The organism is Chloroflexota bacterium (genome assembly GCA_020161265.1).
Lineage (GTDB): Bacteria > Chloroflexota > Chloroflexia > Chloroflexales > Herpetosiphonaceae > Herpetosiphon.
In genome coordinates, this window is the sequence record JAIUOC010000006.1 from 277,898 (window position 1) to 292,470 (window position 14,573).

The window sequence follows — 14,573 nt, forward strand, 5'->3', positions numbered from 1 at the left end:
GCGCCGACTGCTGGCTAGGCCATGCGCTGCGTTGGTTGAATAGTTGAAAGAATAGCAGCCCGAATGCGATCACCAACGCGATCCCAAGTAAATTCACGATGGGCTAATTGGTAGCCAGCTTCACCAAATTCACGACATCGTTCAGGGTGATCTAATAAATCACTTAAATAATTGGTTAGGCTATCAACGTCACCAGGCTCAATCAGATAGCCAGTTTGGCCGTGCAGCACGCGGTCGGGCAGGCCGCCACTGTTGGCCGAAATAATGGGAAGTTTATACATAGCCGCTTCGCTGAAGGCGATCCCAGCTGGCTCGATGCGGCTGGGCATGCAAAAAATAGTTGCCTCACGAAAATACTGAACAACTTGTTCACGCGGCACTCGCCCAATAATCTGACAATTGGGCAAATCAAGCTCGGGCGAACACCCCACGATCGTTAATGTAGCGTCGGGATGTTTGGCTTGGATGCGTTTAAACGCTTCGGCGACTTCTGGCCCGCCTTTGCGCTCCCATTCTACTCCAACAAATAAGATCCGTTTGGCGGCATATGCTTTGTTGGTTGGTGGGTCTATTTTAACATTAATACCTGTATATACGCATTCAGCCTTTTCAGCTGGATAATCATAGTCCTCGATTGCCGAAGTTCGGGCAAAATTGCTGGCAAAAAAGATTTTGCTGGCGTTGCGATAGATCTCTGGCTCAATCGCTGAACGCCATTCGGCTGAATATTGAATTTTGCTGGGATCGAATAATGTGTAGCGCCAGTTGGCTCGCAAGGTATGGTCGGTATAGATAAAATGGGGCATGCCCGCCACACTCGCATCAAAATTGGTCTGAGTTTGAAAGGTAAAGGCATATTCGCGCGGGTTGAAACGCTGTTGGACTAGCTTTTTAATCCGTTTGCCAATCCAACGGGTGACGAATAAATGCGGATTAGGCTTCTTATGACCAGCCAAAATATCGCGGCCATATTCTTTATAAACTGCGGCCATCGCCAAGAGATAGAGATGCGGATTGTATTTGAGCCAATCCTTAAAATCGAAAACTTCAAGCGAGTATTCAGGGAATACCCGCTTAAATTGAGCAATCAGATTGGGATTAATAAACGAAAAATCGCGAATTTTAAGAAAAGCAATCTTCTGGGGCATTACAGCTGCTCCTGAGCATTAGGCATTGCGTTGAATTGGCCGTTGCAAAGCGGGATTCACGGCGAGTAATGTTTCGGAAAGTTTTTCGACGCAAGTTACTAAGTTGAAGTCGCTTTGGACCAGTTCGCGGCCACGAGCAGCGTAACCAGCGGCTTCCTCAGGATGATCGCGCACATACAGCAGTTGTTCGGCTAGGGCTGCGGCATTGGCGGGCGGCACAAGATAGCCTGTTTCGCCGTGGCGCACCAATTCAGGAATGCCCGACATTCGCGAGGCCACGACTGGTAACTCACAGGCCAAGGCTTCCATCAACGAAACCGGAATACCTTCCATTTTGCCTGAGGGAGTGATAATGCTGGCTTGAACATAGCAATCAGCGGTAGCTAGTAGCTCGCGCACGGCAGTTTCTGGCTGCGGGCCAAGCAATTCGACCATCCCAGTTAATTGTTTTTCGGCGATCAATTGCTCAAGCATTGGGCGATCTTCGCCGCCACCAATGATGCGACAGCGGAAGGCGACTCCACGATCACGCAAGAAACTACAGGCCTGAATCAAGAAGGGGTGACCTTTGTAATCTTGCAAACTGCCGGTGGTCAAAATTTCAAAGCGCTCGCCAGCTGGTTTGGGTTGAGGTTGATAGCGCTCAGGGCGAATGCCACAGTGCACAATATGAATCCGATCGCGTACCCATTCACCCAATTTTTCAACCAAAAATTCGCGGTGAAACTCAGCGATCGCGATAATTGCACTGGCTCCACGGGCTTTGGTTGGCAGCATCGCCCGATTCACAAAAATATCGTGGCCATGCACAGTAAAGGAATAGGGAATGCCCGTTAGGCGATTGATAATCCAGGCAGCAAAAGCCGGATAAGTGGCGTAATGACAATGGATATGGGCAATCTGCTGGGCCTGCATATGCTTGGCAATCGTGATTGCTTTGGGAATTAATGCCAATTTACGGACTAATTCGCTGGGTGCTGTAGCACTTTCGGTTAGGGTTTTGGCAACGATGCCACTGGTTTTGAGGGGTTGTTTGGCTAAACGCTGTAATGAACTCAGGGCAACATGCGGTGAGATGAATGGCTGGGCTTGGGCCATGGGAATCCAGCGCTTGGCCTCATCGTGGACGACCGCTTGTTGCTGCAACATCAAGGGAAACAGCTTAACATCCCAGCCAAGCCGCTCCATTTCAAGCATTTCACGCAGAATAAAGGTTTCCGACAGATGCGGAAACCGTGACATCATGTAAGCGATTGGTTGTGCCACTAATGTGCACCCCGCTGCTTCAACACGGCAGGAATCGTGCGGAACAGAATTTGAATATCGAGCCACAAGCAGCGGCGTTCGATGTAGGCAATATCCAAAAGCAAACGATCATGAAATTCGGTGCTAGCGCGACCAAACAACTGCCACAGCCCGGTTAGCCCTGGTTGAACATCGAGTCGTTCGGTTTGCCACAAGTCGTAAGTGTGAGCACCAAATGAGGTTGGGCGTGGGCCGACGAGGCTCATCTCGCCTTTGATCACATTCAACAATTGGGGCAATTCATCGAGGCTGGTTTTACGCAAGAATTTGCCCACTTTGGTGATACGAGGATCATTGCTAATTTTAAAATCGGGCCATTGCAATTCGTTGAGGTGCATCAACTGCTTTTTCATTTCCTCAGCGTTGGGCACCATTGTCCGAAATTTATACATTCGGAAGGTTCTGCCACCTTGGCCTGTGCGTTTTTGGGTAAACATGATCGGCCCGTTGGGCGAATCAATTTTGATTAAAACGGCACATAAGAGGAAAAATGGCAGCAAAAATGGCATTGCCATCAACAAAATCAACAAATCCATCGCTCGTTTACTAACCAAATAGACCTGGCGGGCCATTGGTGAGCGGTTAGGTTGAATCTGAAACAGCCAGGCATAGGCTGGATTTTCACGGTAATTGAGTGAAGAAGCCATGACGGTTCCTTTCTGCACGATGCATGAACGGCGCTTTAAACCTCAGTCTGAACGGTCGAGCGTGTGTCTTGTGGTTTTACCCCTTTGAGTTGGCGCAAAGCCCGTGTATCGGCCTCGCGAATCAACTCATCAAATGTCAGGGCATCGTCGGGAAATGATGCAATTCCACACAACACATCTACACCCAGCCTCTCGGACGCAGCAGCCTTGATGCGTTCCGCAAACGAAACAGAATTAGCAGCATTGGTTTCGGGACTCATCACGATAAATTGGTTTGAGCTTGGTTGCTCGAAAATCATGTCGGTTCGGCGCATCACATCGGCGACAACGCGGGTTAAACTGGTTACGACATAGCGCGTCATCATTGATTTTTGCACTTCTTCGACACTGCGATGAATCGCCAGATTGACTGATTGAGGATCGGGCTTGATCACCAGCACACTCATTGGGCGACGATGGCGACGACTCCGCACCATCTCGGTTTGAATTTCATCGTTAGAATCGTTGAGCGGGCGAATTTGGCGATTAACTTGTGGCAAGGTGATGTTGATCACCGCTTGCTCGAAATCGTAGAGATCAATGGCAACTTGGTGGGCAAAGCGCACCCCAACCAATAAGAACACCAATTCAGTTAACGATAAGTAAATATCGACCCCAACAAACGAAACATCATTGAAAAATGCTAAACGAATAATTGCGTAGATCGCGCCCCAATAGGTGAGGGCCACCAAAAGCCGACGTTGCCGAAAATAGGGCAGCATAATCGTGATGATGATTGCTGCTAAACCGAGAACATAGACAAACGAACGTAGGTCAATAACATTCTCGCCCTGGAAGTCCAGCCGCTCGATGTTGAAAAACGCAGCGAGATAGAGAACGAGCGCAATAATTGATCGACGCAGGTACTTCATGGTGGCTTACTTTCTGGCTATAGGTGCCACACTACACCAAAATTGAATCCTGGGCTAAGCTTCCGCCGCATCGGGTTCCAACAAAAATCTGGCCCAAATTGAATACTTAGCGCTACTTACAATAGTACGGTGTCTTTGGTCGTGTGCCAACCGAATATTCTAAAGCGTGGGTACTAAATTTTTGATAGTACTTAAGCTTAACCATATCAAGAGAAAGGACTACCTACCAATGGTCGTCTACTACTTTGGCCTCTGACACTAAAAGTGTCAAGGGTGACTTTTGTCCTAAAAAAAATTTAAGTATCCAATAAAAAAGCGATGCACTTGCTCTGGCATCGCTGCTTTCTGACACATCGCTATCTTCTAGGACACCATAGGCTGTAGTTGTTTCTGGCCATCGCCAGTATACCATGCCAGATGAAAAGATCAACACTTTTTGACTTAAAGCCGCTTGTAGCCTATAATGGTCGATGGGTCGGGTCTTGTGCGGCACATGCTTGCCAACTCCGCCAGGATTGAAAGATAGCAACGGTACGCTTGCCTCTGTGGGTGTCACAGGGTTGCCTGGCCCATGCTCTTTTTGCAACCACCACCATTGAGAAAATGGTGGTGATTGTTTTTAATCACTAGGAATTAAAGGTGCTGTAGTCCTGTAGCTGGGCTAGCCCAAGGATCGAGCAATTGCCCACCCAGCCTAAATTTGCAATTTTCCCCAAGCTGTGTATAATAACCCCATAACGCGATGCGGGAATAGCTCAGTTGATAGAGCGTCTCCTTGCCAAGGAGAAGGTCGCGAGTTTGAGTCTCGTTTCCCGCTCCACGAATGACTGCTGGTGAAAACCAGCAGTTTTTTATTGTAATCGAACCTTGAAAGGGCAATAATGCTCACATTAAATAGTAATCAGCGCCAATATTTGCGCCGCTTGGCTCACGATCTCAAGCCAGTGGTGCAAATTGGCAAGCAAGGGCTTTCAAGCACGGTGGTAGCCGCTGTAGCCGCCGCTCTTGATGCCCATGAATTGATCAAAGTGAAGTTTGGCGAATTTAAAGAAGAACGGCGCGAATTAACTGATCAATTAGTGGCTGATACTGAGGCTACGTTGGTTGCGTTGGTGGGCAATGTGGCGATTCTGTATCGGCCAAGCCGACTTGACGATAAGCAAGTGATTGTGTTGCCACGCTAAATCAGCGTCTAGCACAATCAAGGCTTTCTGCTATAATACATAATGTTGGGCTACGGCCCTTGGTAATTTGACGCGATAGAATGCGGATGAGGCGCACAATGCAAGGTGCGCCTTTTGTGCGATTAGCAGCCGCGCTTAACGCAATAAACAGTGATGTGCTATGGAATATCAACCAAATCTTAGTAATATTCGACCAGGCAATGGCGGGGTTATTCAAGCAGTCGCAGCAGGCAGTACTGGTGCGCAACTTGGGCTACAAGCTGGCGACGCAATTCTGCAAGTCAACGGTCGGGTGATGCGCGATGTAATTGATTTTCGCTTTGCCATGACTGAAGATCAGGTCGAGTTGCTGGTGCGCCAAGCTGGCGAAGAACGTAGCATCCAATTAACCAAAAACCCCGATGATATGCTTGGCCTCGATTTTGTCGAGCCATTATTTGATCGCTTACGAACCTGTAATAATAAATGCCCCTTCTGCTTTCTGACCCAAATGCCTAAAGGATTCCGCAAAACACTCTACCTTAAGGACGATGACTATCGCTTGTCGTTTTTGTATGGTAACTTTGTAACATTGACGAATCTCAAGGAGGAAGATTGGGATCGGATTGCTGAACAGCGCTTGGGGCCAATGTATATTTCAGTCCATGCGACTGATCGTACTTTGCGGGCAATTCTCTTGGGCAAGCCCGATGTGCCCGATGTGTTGGAGCAAATTCGGCGCTTAGGCGATTTGGGCATCGATGTGCATACCCAAGTGGTGGCATGTCCACAGTTGAATGATGGCCCAGCCTTAGCCCAAACCATCCATGAATTGGGCCAGTTGTACCCAATTGTTCAAAGCATCGCGATTGTGCCAGTTGGCCTGACCCGCTATCGCTTTGAGGGCAAAAAGCCGCAAAGCATCAAAGCTGCCATCCGCGTGCACGAAAGCGCCGAATGGATTGATAGCAACTGGGAAGCTCAGCCAATTTGGCAAGAAGAAGCGCCAGTTGCCAACGAATTGTTTCAAGCGGCCAAGGAAGGAAATCTCGGCTTTTGTGCGCGGTTGGGGGCGGCCACCGAAGTCGAGTTGCGGCCATATCGCGGCGATGAAGCCGCTGCGGTGATCGATATCTGCGAACCATTTCAAGAATATTATATGGCCGAACATGGCTCGGTCTTGGTCTATCCCTCGGATGAGTTTTATCTGTTGGCGGGCCGCGAACAGCCCGATGGCTCGTTGTACGAAGGCTACGATCAATTAGAGAATGGTGTGGGCCTGGTGCGCCAATTCCAAGATGAATGGGCCGAGATTGTGCCTTCGCTGCCAAGTGCCGTCGATAAACCTACCCGAATGTTGCTGGCTTGCGCCACGCTCGCCGCTCCCGTGTTGCAACAAGTCGTCGAACAACTTAGTCGAATTGAAAACCTGACCGTGGAATTATGCCCAGTCGTCAATCAATTTTTTGGCGAGATGGTGACAGTTTCGGGCTTGCTAACTGGCGGCGATGTAGTCGCTGAGTTACAAAAGCATGGCCCCGCAGATATTGTGATGCTGCCGAAAGTGATGTTCGATCACTCCGGAACTCGCACAATTGATGAATGGACTGTTGAACAAATTGCAACCGCACTTGGTGCGCAGGTGACAATGGCACGGATGCCCCACGAAATTCGCCGGGTCGTGCGTCAACTCAGCCGCCAAGCTAAACCGCGCTCGCAGCGCCGGTATCTGGCTCAGGCTTCAATGCGCTAGCCGCTCAGCCGCCTGCGAGTGCTACCCGACACAGTGGAGCATGAGTATGACATCGCAGACGGTTGTGCAAAATAGTGCCTTTGAGTTGGAACAGGTGTTGGTCGTGATTGAGCGGGCTGATGCAATTGCTAGCAGTATGACCCTCGATCCCTTGCTTGATCGCATGCTGGCCTTGTTGATCGAGATTGCTGGCGGTGAGGCGGGTACGCTCTATCTGGTTGATGACGATGAGATCGTCTTTCAAGTTGTCCATGGTGATCCGGCAAGTCAACATTTGGTTGGCATGCGTTTACCAATTAATATCGGTTTGGTTGGGGCTACCATTCGCGAAGCTCAACCATTGTGGATCGAAGATATCAATGCTGACCCACGTTGGGATCGACGGCTAGGCGAGGCTAATAGCCTGCAATTACGCTCGCTACTGTCGTTGCCGCTGCTGCTCGAAGAACAGGTCGTTGGGGTGATTCAGATTTTCAATCCACAACGCTCTGAGCCGCGCTTGCTCAAACTCTTGGGCAATCGCATGGCTGCCGAAGTCGAAAAAGCACGCTTGTTGAAAAAAAGCCAGCAGCGTGAATCGCGCTTGAGTGCCTTGGTCGAGATTGTGGGCCATATTGGTTCGACCCTCGACCGCACAACCTTGCTGAATTTGATTATCGATTATGCGCGAATTTTGCTTGATGCCGAGGCCAGTTCGCTGTTTTTGACTGAGCCAGAATCGGGCGATTTGATTTTGCAGCATTCAACTGGCCATTTGCATGAACGAGTTCAGTCGGTGCGTTTGGCCAAAGGCCGTGGCATCGCAGGCTATGTCGCTGAAACTGGCGAGACAATCTGTGTTGGCGATGTCAAGCGCGATCAACGCCACGATGGCAGTGTTGATCAGATGACGGGCTTTGATACCCGTTCGATTTTGGCTGTGCCATTGCGCACTCGTTGCATTACCTTTGGCCGTGAACGAGCGCAATCCGAGGAACATCTGATTGGCTGCATCGAGGTTTTGAATAAACGCGATGGCCGTTTCGATGATGATGATAAATTGTTGTTGCAAACGTTGGCGCGGCAAGCTGCAACCGTGCTTGAAATTGCCGATTTGTATGCTGATGTCAACGAGCTGTTTCTCGATGTTATTCAAGCCTTGACAGCGGCGATTGATGCCAAAGACCCGTATACCGAAGGCCATTCTAAGCGGGTTTCGGAATTTGCCGTGGCGATTGCTGAGGAATTAGAGCTTGAGCCAAGTTTTATTCACCACCTACGCATTGGTGCGATTTTGCACGATGTTGGCAAAATTGGCATTAGCGATGGGGTGCTGAAAAAGCCTGGGCGCTTGACCGACGATGAATTTGGTGAGATGAAATCGCATCCGGAAATTGGCGAGCGAATTCTCGGCCATATTCGGATGTTGCAAACTGAGTTGCCTGTGATCATTCAACATCACGAGCGACTTGATGGCAGCGGCTACCCCTATGGCTTAGCCAAAGGCCAAATTTCACTCGGCGGACGGATTGTTGCCGTGGCCGATGCCTTTGATGCTATGACCTCTGACCGACCGTATCGCAGAGGCTTACCAACTGAAGAAGCGTTTCGACGTTTGCGGGCTGGAGCCGACACAGAATTTGATGCTGTCTGTGTTGAAGCACTCTGGCAAGCATTAAATCGTGGGCGAGTTCGCCCGCAACGGCTGCGTGATGACATTGGCGACCATCGGATTATTAACGATGCAACACCATTTCGCACGCCACTAACACCATCGGCTTGAGCAGGCTGGGTTTTCGGGCATTTGCGCGGGCTATGGTGGGTTTGTTGGTCAACAGCATGGCTGTTTGGCCTGAATTTAGTCTGATGAAAGGAAAACTCGCACTTTACGCGAGTTGTAATAGATATGCCATTCCAACGCCCAAAACGCCGTAGCCCACAGCGCGGCCCGCAATCGAATGCCGCTCGTCCAGCACGACCTGGCCGACCTGGCTCACGCCCCAATCAAGCGCCAACTCGTGGCCCACGCCATGATCCTGCTGGCCGCCCAGCAGGTGCAGCTCCTGCCGGAGCAGTGCGCCAGCGAGCATTTGTTAAACAGCCAACGGTTGATATGAGTCGTCCGTTGTTTGCGGTGCAAACCCAACCTGGGGTTGGCCAATTATTGTTGGCCGAAATTAATGCCACCTTGCAAAAACCAATGCTGGTTGCCCAACGCCACGTTACCCAAAAAGATGATATGTTGTTGTTTCATACCGACACCAACTCTAAAGAATTGTTTAATTTGCGGACTGCCGAAGATTTATTTGTGGTGGCAGCGCGGGCTTTCAACATCTCACCTGATCAAAGTGGCTTGAAGCAAATTCATGCTGCGGTCAAAAATAGCCCGTTGGTGCCAACCGCCCTGCGGGTTTTTACACTCAACGGTGGTCGCACGCCTAAAATGACCAGTTTTCGGGTGGTCACGCGGGTTACGGGCAAGCAAGATTTTGCCCGTAAAGCCGTGGGGATCGCCGTCGCCGATGCTGTGCGCGATAACTGGCCAGGCCGCTGGAAATTGGTCGAAGAAGAAGCCGATGTTGAAATGTGGGTAACCCTGTTTGGTAGCGAAATTGTGGTTGCGATTCGGCTTTCAACTGGCGGTATGCGCCATCGCATTCAGCGGGTGGTTGATCGTCCGGCGGCCTTACGGCCTGCGATTGCTGCAGCAATGGTACGACTCTCCAACCCGCAACCGACCGATGTCTTTTTAGATGCCATGGCTGGCACAGGAACAATCATTGCTGAACGAGCAGCAGTTGGCCCGTTTGAGCGGCTGATTGCTGGCGATAAGAGCCGTGAAGCAGTCAAAGCTCTGAGCCGTAACTTGGCAAGTGTTGGCGGCGATTTAGCCATTCGCCGTTTAGATGCCACTGACTTACCATTCCAACCAGGCGAAATTAACAAGCTCGTCACCAATTTGCCCTTTGGTAAACAAGTCAACAATATCGATGAATTGCATCAACTCTATTCTGGGGTCTGTGCAGAATGGGCGCGAATCGTTGCGCCTGGCGGCATGATCGTGGCGCTGGCTGCCGAAATCGATGTGCTGCGCGAAAAAATCAATGCTACTCCAGAATTACGAGTTCGTGGAACCTTCCCAATCGCTGTATTGGGTCAAACGGCCACGATTGTGCAACTTGAACGTCGTAGAATGTAGTGATGTTGGCTTTTGGGCCGCATTGCGAAAGAGGTATAACCATGGAAAAACCAATTGTGGCGATTGTTGGCCGACCTAACGTTGGCAAATCGACCTTGTTTAATAAGCTAATTGGCGAGCGCCGCGCGATTATTGCCGATGAAGCTGGCACAACTCGCGACCGCCAATATGGCGAAACAATCTGGAATGGCCGCGTATTTACGATTGTGGATACAGCTGGTTTATTGGTTGGCGATGATGACCCGAACTTGCCTTTGGCTGAAATTGTGCGCCGTACTCACCAACAAGCTCAATTGGCGATTGACGAAGCCGATGTGATTGTGTTTATGGTCGATGTGCGTGAAGGCCTGATTGCTGCTGATGAAGAGGTTGCCGCCTTGTTACGCCGCAGCAGCAAACCCGTGGTTTTGGGTGTAAACAAAGCCGACACCGAAGATCGCCGCCAAAATGCTGTCGAATTCTATAACCTTGGCTTGGGCGACCCAATTGCCTTGAGCGCCTATCATGGCACTGGCTCAGGCGATTTGCTCGATGAAATTGTCCGCAATTTGCCAGCTGGCCAAGAAGAAGAGGAAGACGACAATTCGCTGAAGATTGCGATTGTCGGGCGGCCAAACGTTGGTAAATCGAGCTTATTGAATAAATTGGTCGGCGAAGAGCGGGTAGTTGTCAGCAATATTCCAGGCACAACGCGCGATTCAATCGACACCAAATTGACCTATAAAGGCATTCCAATCACCTTGATCGACACCGCTGGGATTCGGCGGCGTGGCTCGATTGAGCAAGGAATTGAACGCTACAGCGTGTTACGCACGATGAAAGCAATCGAGCGTTGCCATATTGCCTTGATTTTGGTCGATGCCCAAGAAGGCCCAACCGCCCAAGATACTCACGTTGCAGGCATGGTTTTGGAAGCCAACAAAGGTTTGGCGATTATCGTCAACAAATGGGATTTGATCGATAAAGCCAAATTCAGCTACGAAGATGCTAAAACTACGATGTCGCAGGTGTTTCACTTTGCGCCGTATGCGCCGATTGAATTTATTTCGGCGAAAACTGGCCAACGCGCTACTAAAGTGCTCGATATTGCCCAAACAATCCAGAGCGAACGCAACAAACGAATAAGCACCTCGGATATTAACAACTTGTTGCGGGCGGCGGTGCGCGAACATCCACCAACAGCAATGCATAAAGGCGCTCACTTGCGCTTATTCTATGCAACTCAAGCCCAAGTCGAGCCACCAGTGTTCTTGTTCTTCTCGAATGCGCCAGAACAAGTACACTTTGGCTATAAGCGCTACCTCGAAAATCGCATTCGCGAGCAATATGGCTTTATTGGCACGCCAATTATTTTGGTGTTCAAGGGTCGCGAGGAAGAGCAAACCGTCTCGGTTTCCGGCAAACGCTAACTTTCCTAACGTTCGATCAAGCAGAAAGCACTTTAATCAATCACGATTAAGGTGCTTTTTGTTTGGAATTGTGTGATCTTGTTGATAAAATTGTTTTTGCTGTTGGCAACGATAGATTGCTAATACCACAATTATGGCTGGAGATATAAACATGATGCTATTGATCCATTGATTAATATTTTCTGGTTTAATAATATTTGTGAAAATTTGCTTATTTGTATTAATAAATTGCTCTGACATAGGCTCTCTTGCGAAATTTGAAAAGAATCGATCAATCGAATTCATCGTAAACAGATGAAACTCACATACTAAAACGAAAATGCACATATAATGATGAATATACAGCATATCTGATTTTATTAATGAAACTAGGGCGATCATTGAGTAGAGGAAAGATAAACCAATATACATTGAGAAAATTATTGAAATTCCATAAAGCACAATATTGAGATGAAGATTAAGCGTGCCGAGCATAAATAATAAAAGGATATAAGTTGTAACACCGATTAATGCATATAATAATGATTTTTTGATTCCAAACCAAAATATTTTGAATACTGAAATGTTTGATGACGGAATTGTATACATTAACGATTCCTTTACTCAGTTTTAGGCAAAATTAGCGCTTCTTCTTGGCCATACAACCACCAACCCCAAAGCGCAGTAACTAACCCCAAACTGCCCAGTGTGAGCATATTCCACATGCGCTCATGATGCAGTTTAAGATACATTTCATGGCTATCTAATGGGAAAAAGAGATATTGCTTAAATTGTTCAAGGCCGCTGCGCTGCTCCATAACCATAGGCAGCCACCAAAATGGGGCAACCCACTGGGTTAAGAGCATGAAGGAAAGGAGCATGGCCCCAATCAAGCTATTGCGGGTCATTCGCGCTAGCCAGTGGCTCAGGCTGAATGCAGTAAACATCGCCAAATTGCTATAGCCAAACACCAACCAATTGTTGGCAACGACCCATGTGCAGAGCATGATCACCAGCCAACTTGGCCCGATAATCAGGCTACTGCGCATCCACCAGAGCCGCCGGATGCCAAGGCCCGTGGCTGCACTCAATTCAATCGTGGGGTCGTCGATTAAACAACCAACGCTGAGCCAGACGATAATCGTGGGCATAATTGTTTGAATTAGCAGCATTGCATTGTAATAGCTGAGAGTGATCGCCCAGAGTGATAAGCCCGTTATGCTGCTCAAACTGCTGATCCAGCGCCAGCGCACAATCCGCGCTTGGCTGCGCCAGAGTGCTAGTGACTGCATGGTTGGTACGCGATTTAGGCGCTGGCTCGTTGCATCATCCATAAATAGGCTTCCTCTAGGCCAATGCTGCTCGCTGGTTTGGCATTGCTACCAACTGGCGGCTGCCCAACAATTCGATAATGGTAGCCGTGTTCATCGTTGCTGCTGCTAACAATCGCTAATTGCTGGTCGTAGATCGGGGTTGGGCTGGTCATTTCCCAGGTTACTTGGGCCGCCCGCGCTTGCTCTAACAAGTCGTTTAAGCCGCCTGCATATAAAATAGTTTTTTTGAGCATAATCACTTGGCGGCAGGTTTGCACAATATCCTCAACAATGTGGGTCGAGAAAATCACTAAGCGTTGGTTGCCCAGTCCGGCTAGCAAATGCCGAAAACGCAGCCGTTCTTCGGGGTCTAAGCCAGCGGTTGGTTCATCGACGATCAACACTTTAGGATCGTTGACAATCGCTTGGGCAATGCCAAGCCGTCGTTGCATGCCGCCGGAAAGTTGGCGAGTTGCTTTATTGGCGTGGTCGCTTAGGCCAACATACTGAATGCTGCGTTCGACCGCTGCTTTGCGCTCAGCCGAATTGTGCATGCCCTTGAGCTGAGCAATATAATCGACAAATTCGCTACATGTCCAAGTTGGGTAAAAGGCGGGATGTTGCGGAACATAGCCAAGTTGCTGGCGCAGTTGCGCTAGTTGCTCCGGCTGGGCTAAATCGCAGCCTGCGAGGCTAGCGCGGCCTTGTGATGGTTGTAAAAAGCCTGTCAAAACCCGAATTAAGGTGGTTTTGCCTGCGCCATTTGGCCCAAGCAAGCCGATCATTCCACCTTCAAGCTGCACATTCAATTGCTCAAGCACTTGGTACTTACCATAACGCTTGGAGATATTTTCAAGCTGAATCAAGCTCATGGTGTTGTTTCCTTAAAACACGGTTGATGGGTTATAGATGTGTAACATTGCGATAAATTGCTGATAACCAAGATAGAGGCTGAGGCAACTCAGTACAAGTCCTAGCCCAATCCATGCTGGTTGCATCTGGAGTGGTTCGGCAGTGTGACCAAACCATAAGCATTTGCCCAAATAGCCAAACAAGCCCAAACCAGCCAACCCAAGGCTTGGCAAAATCCATGGAATTGGATCAGCCCAGGCAAATAAAAAGACATTGGTGCTGGGAATAATTGCTAACCAGCGTAACGGATTAAAGCCTGGCGTAAGCGTCCCTTTGAGAATTTCTGGACTAAGCAGGATAACAAAGGCGAAAATATATAGCCAATAGCCGACCGATGTTATCAGACCTAGCCAATAATGTCGTCGCAAGCATAATAACAACACAAATATTGGTACCATGCTAAAGAAGGTCTTGAAGAATAATTGCCATGGAAAACGCATTGAAATAAGCACATTCTGACCATTATGATGGAGAACAGCACCTATTTTGCCCTTACCACCAAAAAATAACAAGATAATTGCACATATCACAATAATAATCAGTGTTGCAATACTATACGCTAGTAAGCGCCCAAGACTATAGTTGAATAAATTATAGCGGGTGTTCCATAAGATTTCACGCACTTGTAGATCGCGCTTGCTTTCGTGTACAAATACAATTGCTAAACAGGCACAACATTGAGTGACTAATGTATACATAGCATCACCCTGTAAACCAAGAAACGTACTGAATACTACTAATAAAGGTAGCATAACCCATAAAAAGCGATTACGGCTAATAGTTCGTAGAGATCCAAGACAAAATGTTCGTATCATAGGATGATTCTCAAGTCGATGGATGCTAATATTATTTAGC

Annotated in this window: 13 protein-coding genes, 1 tRNA gene and 1 other RNA gene; 7 read left to right on the plus strand and 8 right to left on the minus strand. The window is 48.7% G+C overall.

Annotation, left to right across the window (positions count from 1 at the left end; genetic code table 11):
• Positions 1 to 14: 14 nt before the first annotated feature.
• The 4 genes from LCH85_15385 to LCH85_15400 are packed head-to-tail and all read right to left on the minus strand — an operon-like array spanning position 15 to position 4,011.
• On the minus strand, positions 15 to 1,148 hold the full coding sequence (locus tag LCH85_15385) for a glycosyltransferase family 4 protein (GenBank protein ID MCA0353376.1): 1,134 nt from the start codon (positions 1,146 to 1,148) through the stop codon (positions 15 to 17).
• Positions 1,149 to 1,166: 18 nt separating this feature from the next.
• The gene (locus LCH85_15390; GenBank protein ID MCA0353377.1) at positions 1,167 to 2,414 is read right to left on the minus strand and encodes a glycosyltransferase; all 1,248 of its coding nucleotides are present in this window, start codon (positions 2,412 to 2,414) and stop codon (positions 1,167 to 1,169) included.
• Positions 2,414 to 3,100 (minus strand): sugar transferase, encoded by a 687-nt coding sequence (locus tag LCH85_15395; GenBank protein ID MCA0353378.1) that lies wholly within the window; start codon positions 3,098 to 3,100, stop codon positions 2,414 to 2,416. The genes LCH85_15390 and LCH85_15395 overlap by 1 nt, the downstream gene beginning before the upstream one ends.
• A 35-nt stretch (positions 3,101 to 3,135) precedes the next feature.
• Entirely contained in the window at positions 3,136 to 4,011 is an 876-nt protein-coding gene (locus tag LCH85_15400) for a hypothetical protein (GenBank protein ID MCA0353379.1), read from the minus strand.
• A 473-nt stretch (positions 4,012 to 4,484) separates the two neighbouring features.
• On the opposite strand from LCH85_15400, the gene ffs reads away from it, so the two are divergent.
• From ffs to der, 7 genes are all read left to right on the plus strand, one after another.
• An RNA gene (gene ffs, locus LCH85_15405) (signal recognition particle sRNA small type) lies at positions 4,485 to 4,584 on the plus strand.
• Positions 4,585 to 4,755: 171 nt separating this feature from the next.
• Positions 4,756 to 4,831: transfer RNA gene (locus LCH85_15410), tRNA-Gly, on the plus strand.
• Positions 4,832 to 4,892: 61 nt separating this feature from the next.
• Positions 4,893 to 5,195 (plus strand): ribosome assembly RNA-binding protein YhbY, encoded by a 303-nt coding sequence (yhbY, locus tag LCH85_15415; protein ID MCA0353380.1) that lies wholly within the window; start codon positions 4,893 to 4,895, stop codon positions 5,193 to 5,195.
• Between the two features lie 160 nt (positions 5,196 to 5,355).
• Complete coding sequence (locus LCH85_15420) at positions 5,356 to 6,927, plus strand: DUF512 domain-containing protein (protein MCA0353381.1); 1,572 nt, start codon at positions 5,356 to 5,358, stop codon at positions 6,925 to 6,927.
• Positions 6,928 to 6,973: 46 nt separating this feature from the next.
• Positions 6,974 to 8,689, plus strand: a complete 1,716-nt coding sequence (locus tag LCH85_15425; protein ID MCA0353382.1) for a GAF domain-containing protein — start codon at positions 6,974 to 6,976, stop codon at positions 8,687 to 8,689.
• 123 nt (positions 8,690 to 8,812) lie between these two features.
• Entirely contained in the window at positions 8,813 to 10,105 is a 1,293-nt protein-coding gene (locus tag LCH85_15430) for an RNA methyltransferase (protein MCA0353383.1), read from the plus strand.
• Positions 10,106 to 10,146: 41 nt separating this feature from the next.
• Positions 10,147 to 11,514, plus strand: a complete 1,368-nt coding sequence (gene der / locus LCH85_15435; GenBank protein MCA0353384.1) for a ribosome biogenesis GTPase Der — start codon at positions 10,147 to 10,149, stop codon at positions 11,512 to 11,514.
• Between the two features lie 36 nt (positions 11,515 to 11,550).
• Here the strand turns inward: der and LCH85_15440 are convergent, their stop codons facing one another.
• Genes LCH85_15440 through LCH85_15455 form a run of 4 tightly spaced genes read right to left on the minus strand, consistent with a single transcriptional unit; the run spans position 11,551 to position 14,416 of the window.
• Complete coding sequence (locus tag LCH85_15440) at positions 11,551 to 12,102, minus strand: hypothetical protein (protein MCA0353385.1); 552 nt, start codon at positions 12,100 to 12,102, stop codon at positions 11,551 to 11,553.
• An 11-nt stretch (positions 12,103 to 12,113) separates the two neighbouring features.
• On the minus strand, positions 12,114 to 12,827 hold the full coding sequence (locus LCH85_15445; GenBank protein MCA0353386.1) for a hypothetical protein: 714 nt from the start codon (positions 12,825 to 12,827) through the stop codon (positions 12,114 to 12,116).
• Positions 12,800 to 13,678 carry an ATP-binding cassette domain-containing protein gene (locus LCH85_15450; GenBank protein MCA0353387.1) on the minus strand — a complete coding sequence of 293 codons (879 nt, stop codon included), beginning with the start codon at positions 13,676 to 13,678 and terminating at the stop codon, positions 12,800 to 12,802. Before LCH85_15450 ends, LCH85_15445 begins: the two co-directional genes overlap by 28 nt.
• 12 nt (positions 13,679 to 13,690) lie before the next feature.
• Entirely contained in the window at positions 13,691 to 14,416 is a 726-nt protein-coding gene (locus LCH85_15455) for a hypothetical protein (GenBank protein ID MCA0353388.1), read from the minus strand.
• Positions 14,417 to 14,573: the final 157 nt, after the last annotated feature.

What these genes read in the sequence shown, in the direction of transcription:
- LCH85_15385 (MCA0353376.1), bottom strand. Translation starts at nt 1,148, where the DNA reads ATGCCCCAGAAGATTGCTTTTCTTAAAATTCGCGATTTTTCGTTTATT.
- LCH85_15395 (MCA0353378.1), bottom strand. Translation starts at nt 3,100, where the DNA reads ATGGCTTCTTCACTCAATTACCGTGAAAATCCAGCCTATGCCTGGCTG.
- LCH85_15400 (MCA0353379.1), bottom strand. Translation starts at nt 4,011, where the DNA reads ATGAAGTACCTGCGTCGATCAATTATTGCGCTCGTTCTCTATCTCGCT.
- yhbY (MCA0353380.1), top strand. Translation starts at nt 4,893, where the DNA reads ATGCTCACATTAAATAGTAATCAGCGCCAATATTTGCGCCGCTTGGCT.
- LCH85_15420 (MCA0353381.1), top strand. Translation starts at nt 5,356, where the DNA reads ATGGAATATCAACCAAATCTTAGTAATATTCGACCAGGCAATGGCGGG.
- LCH85_15425 (MCA0353382.1), top strand. Translation starts at nt 6,974, where the DNA reads ATGACATCGCAGACGGTTGTGCAAAATAGTGCCTTTGAGTTGGAACAG.
- LCH85_15430 (MCA0353383.1), top strand. Translation starts at nt 8,813, where the DNA reads ATGCCATTCCAACGCCCAAAACGCCGTAGCCCACAGCGCGGCCCGCAA.
- der (MCA0353384.1), top strand. Translation starts at nt 10,147, where the DNA reads ATGGAAAAACCAATTGTGGCGATTGTTGGCCGACCTAACGTTGGCAAA.
- LCH85_15440 (MCA0353385.1), bottom strand. Translation starts at nt 12,102, where the DNA reads ATGTATACAATTCCGTCATCAAACATTTCAGTATTCAAAATATTTTGG.
- LCH85_15445 (MCA0353386.1), bottom strand. Translation starts at nt 12,827, where the DNA reads ATGGATGATGCAACGAGCCAGCGCCTAAATCGCGTACCAACCATGCAG.
- LCH85_15450 (MCA0353387.1), bottom strand. Translation starts at nt 13,678, where the DNA reads ATGAGCTTGATTCAGCTTGAAAATATCTCCAAGCGTTATGGTAAGTAC.
- LCH85_15455 (MCA0353388.1), bottom strand. Translation starts at nt 14,416, where the DNA reads ATGTATACATTAGTCACTCAATGTTGTGCCTGTTTAGCAATTGTATTT.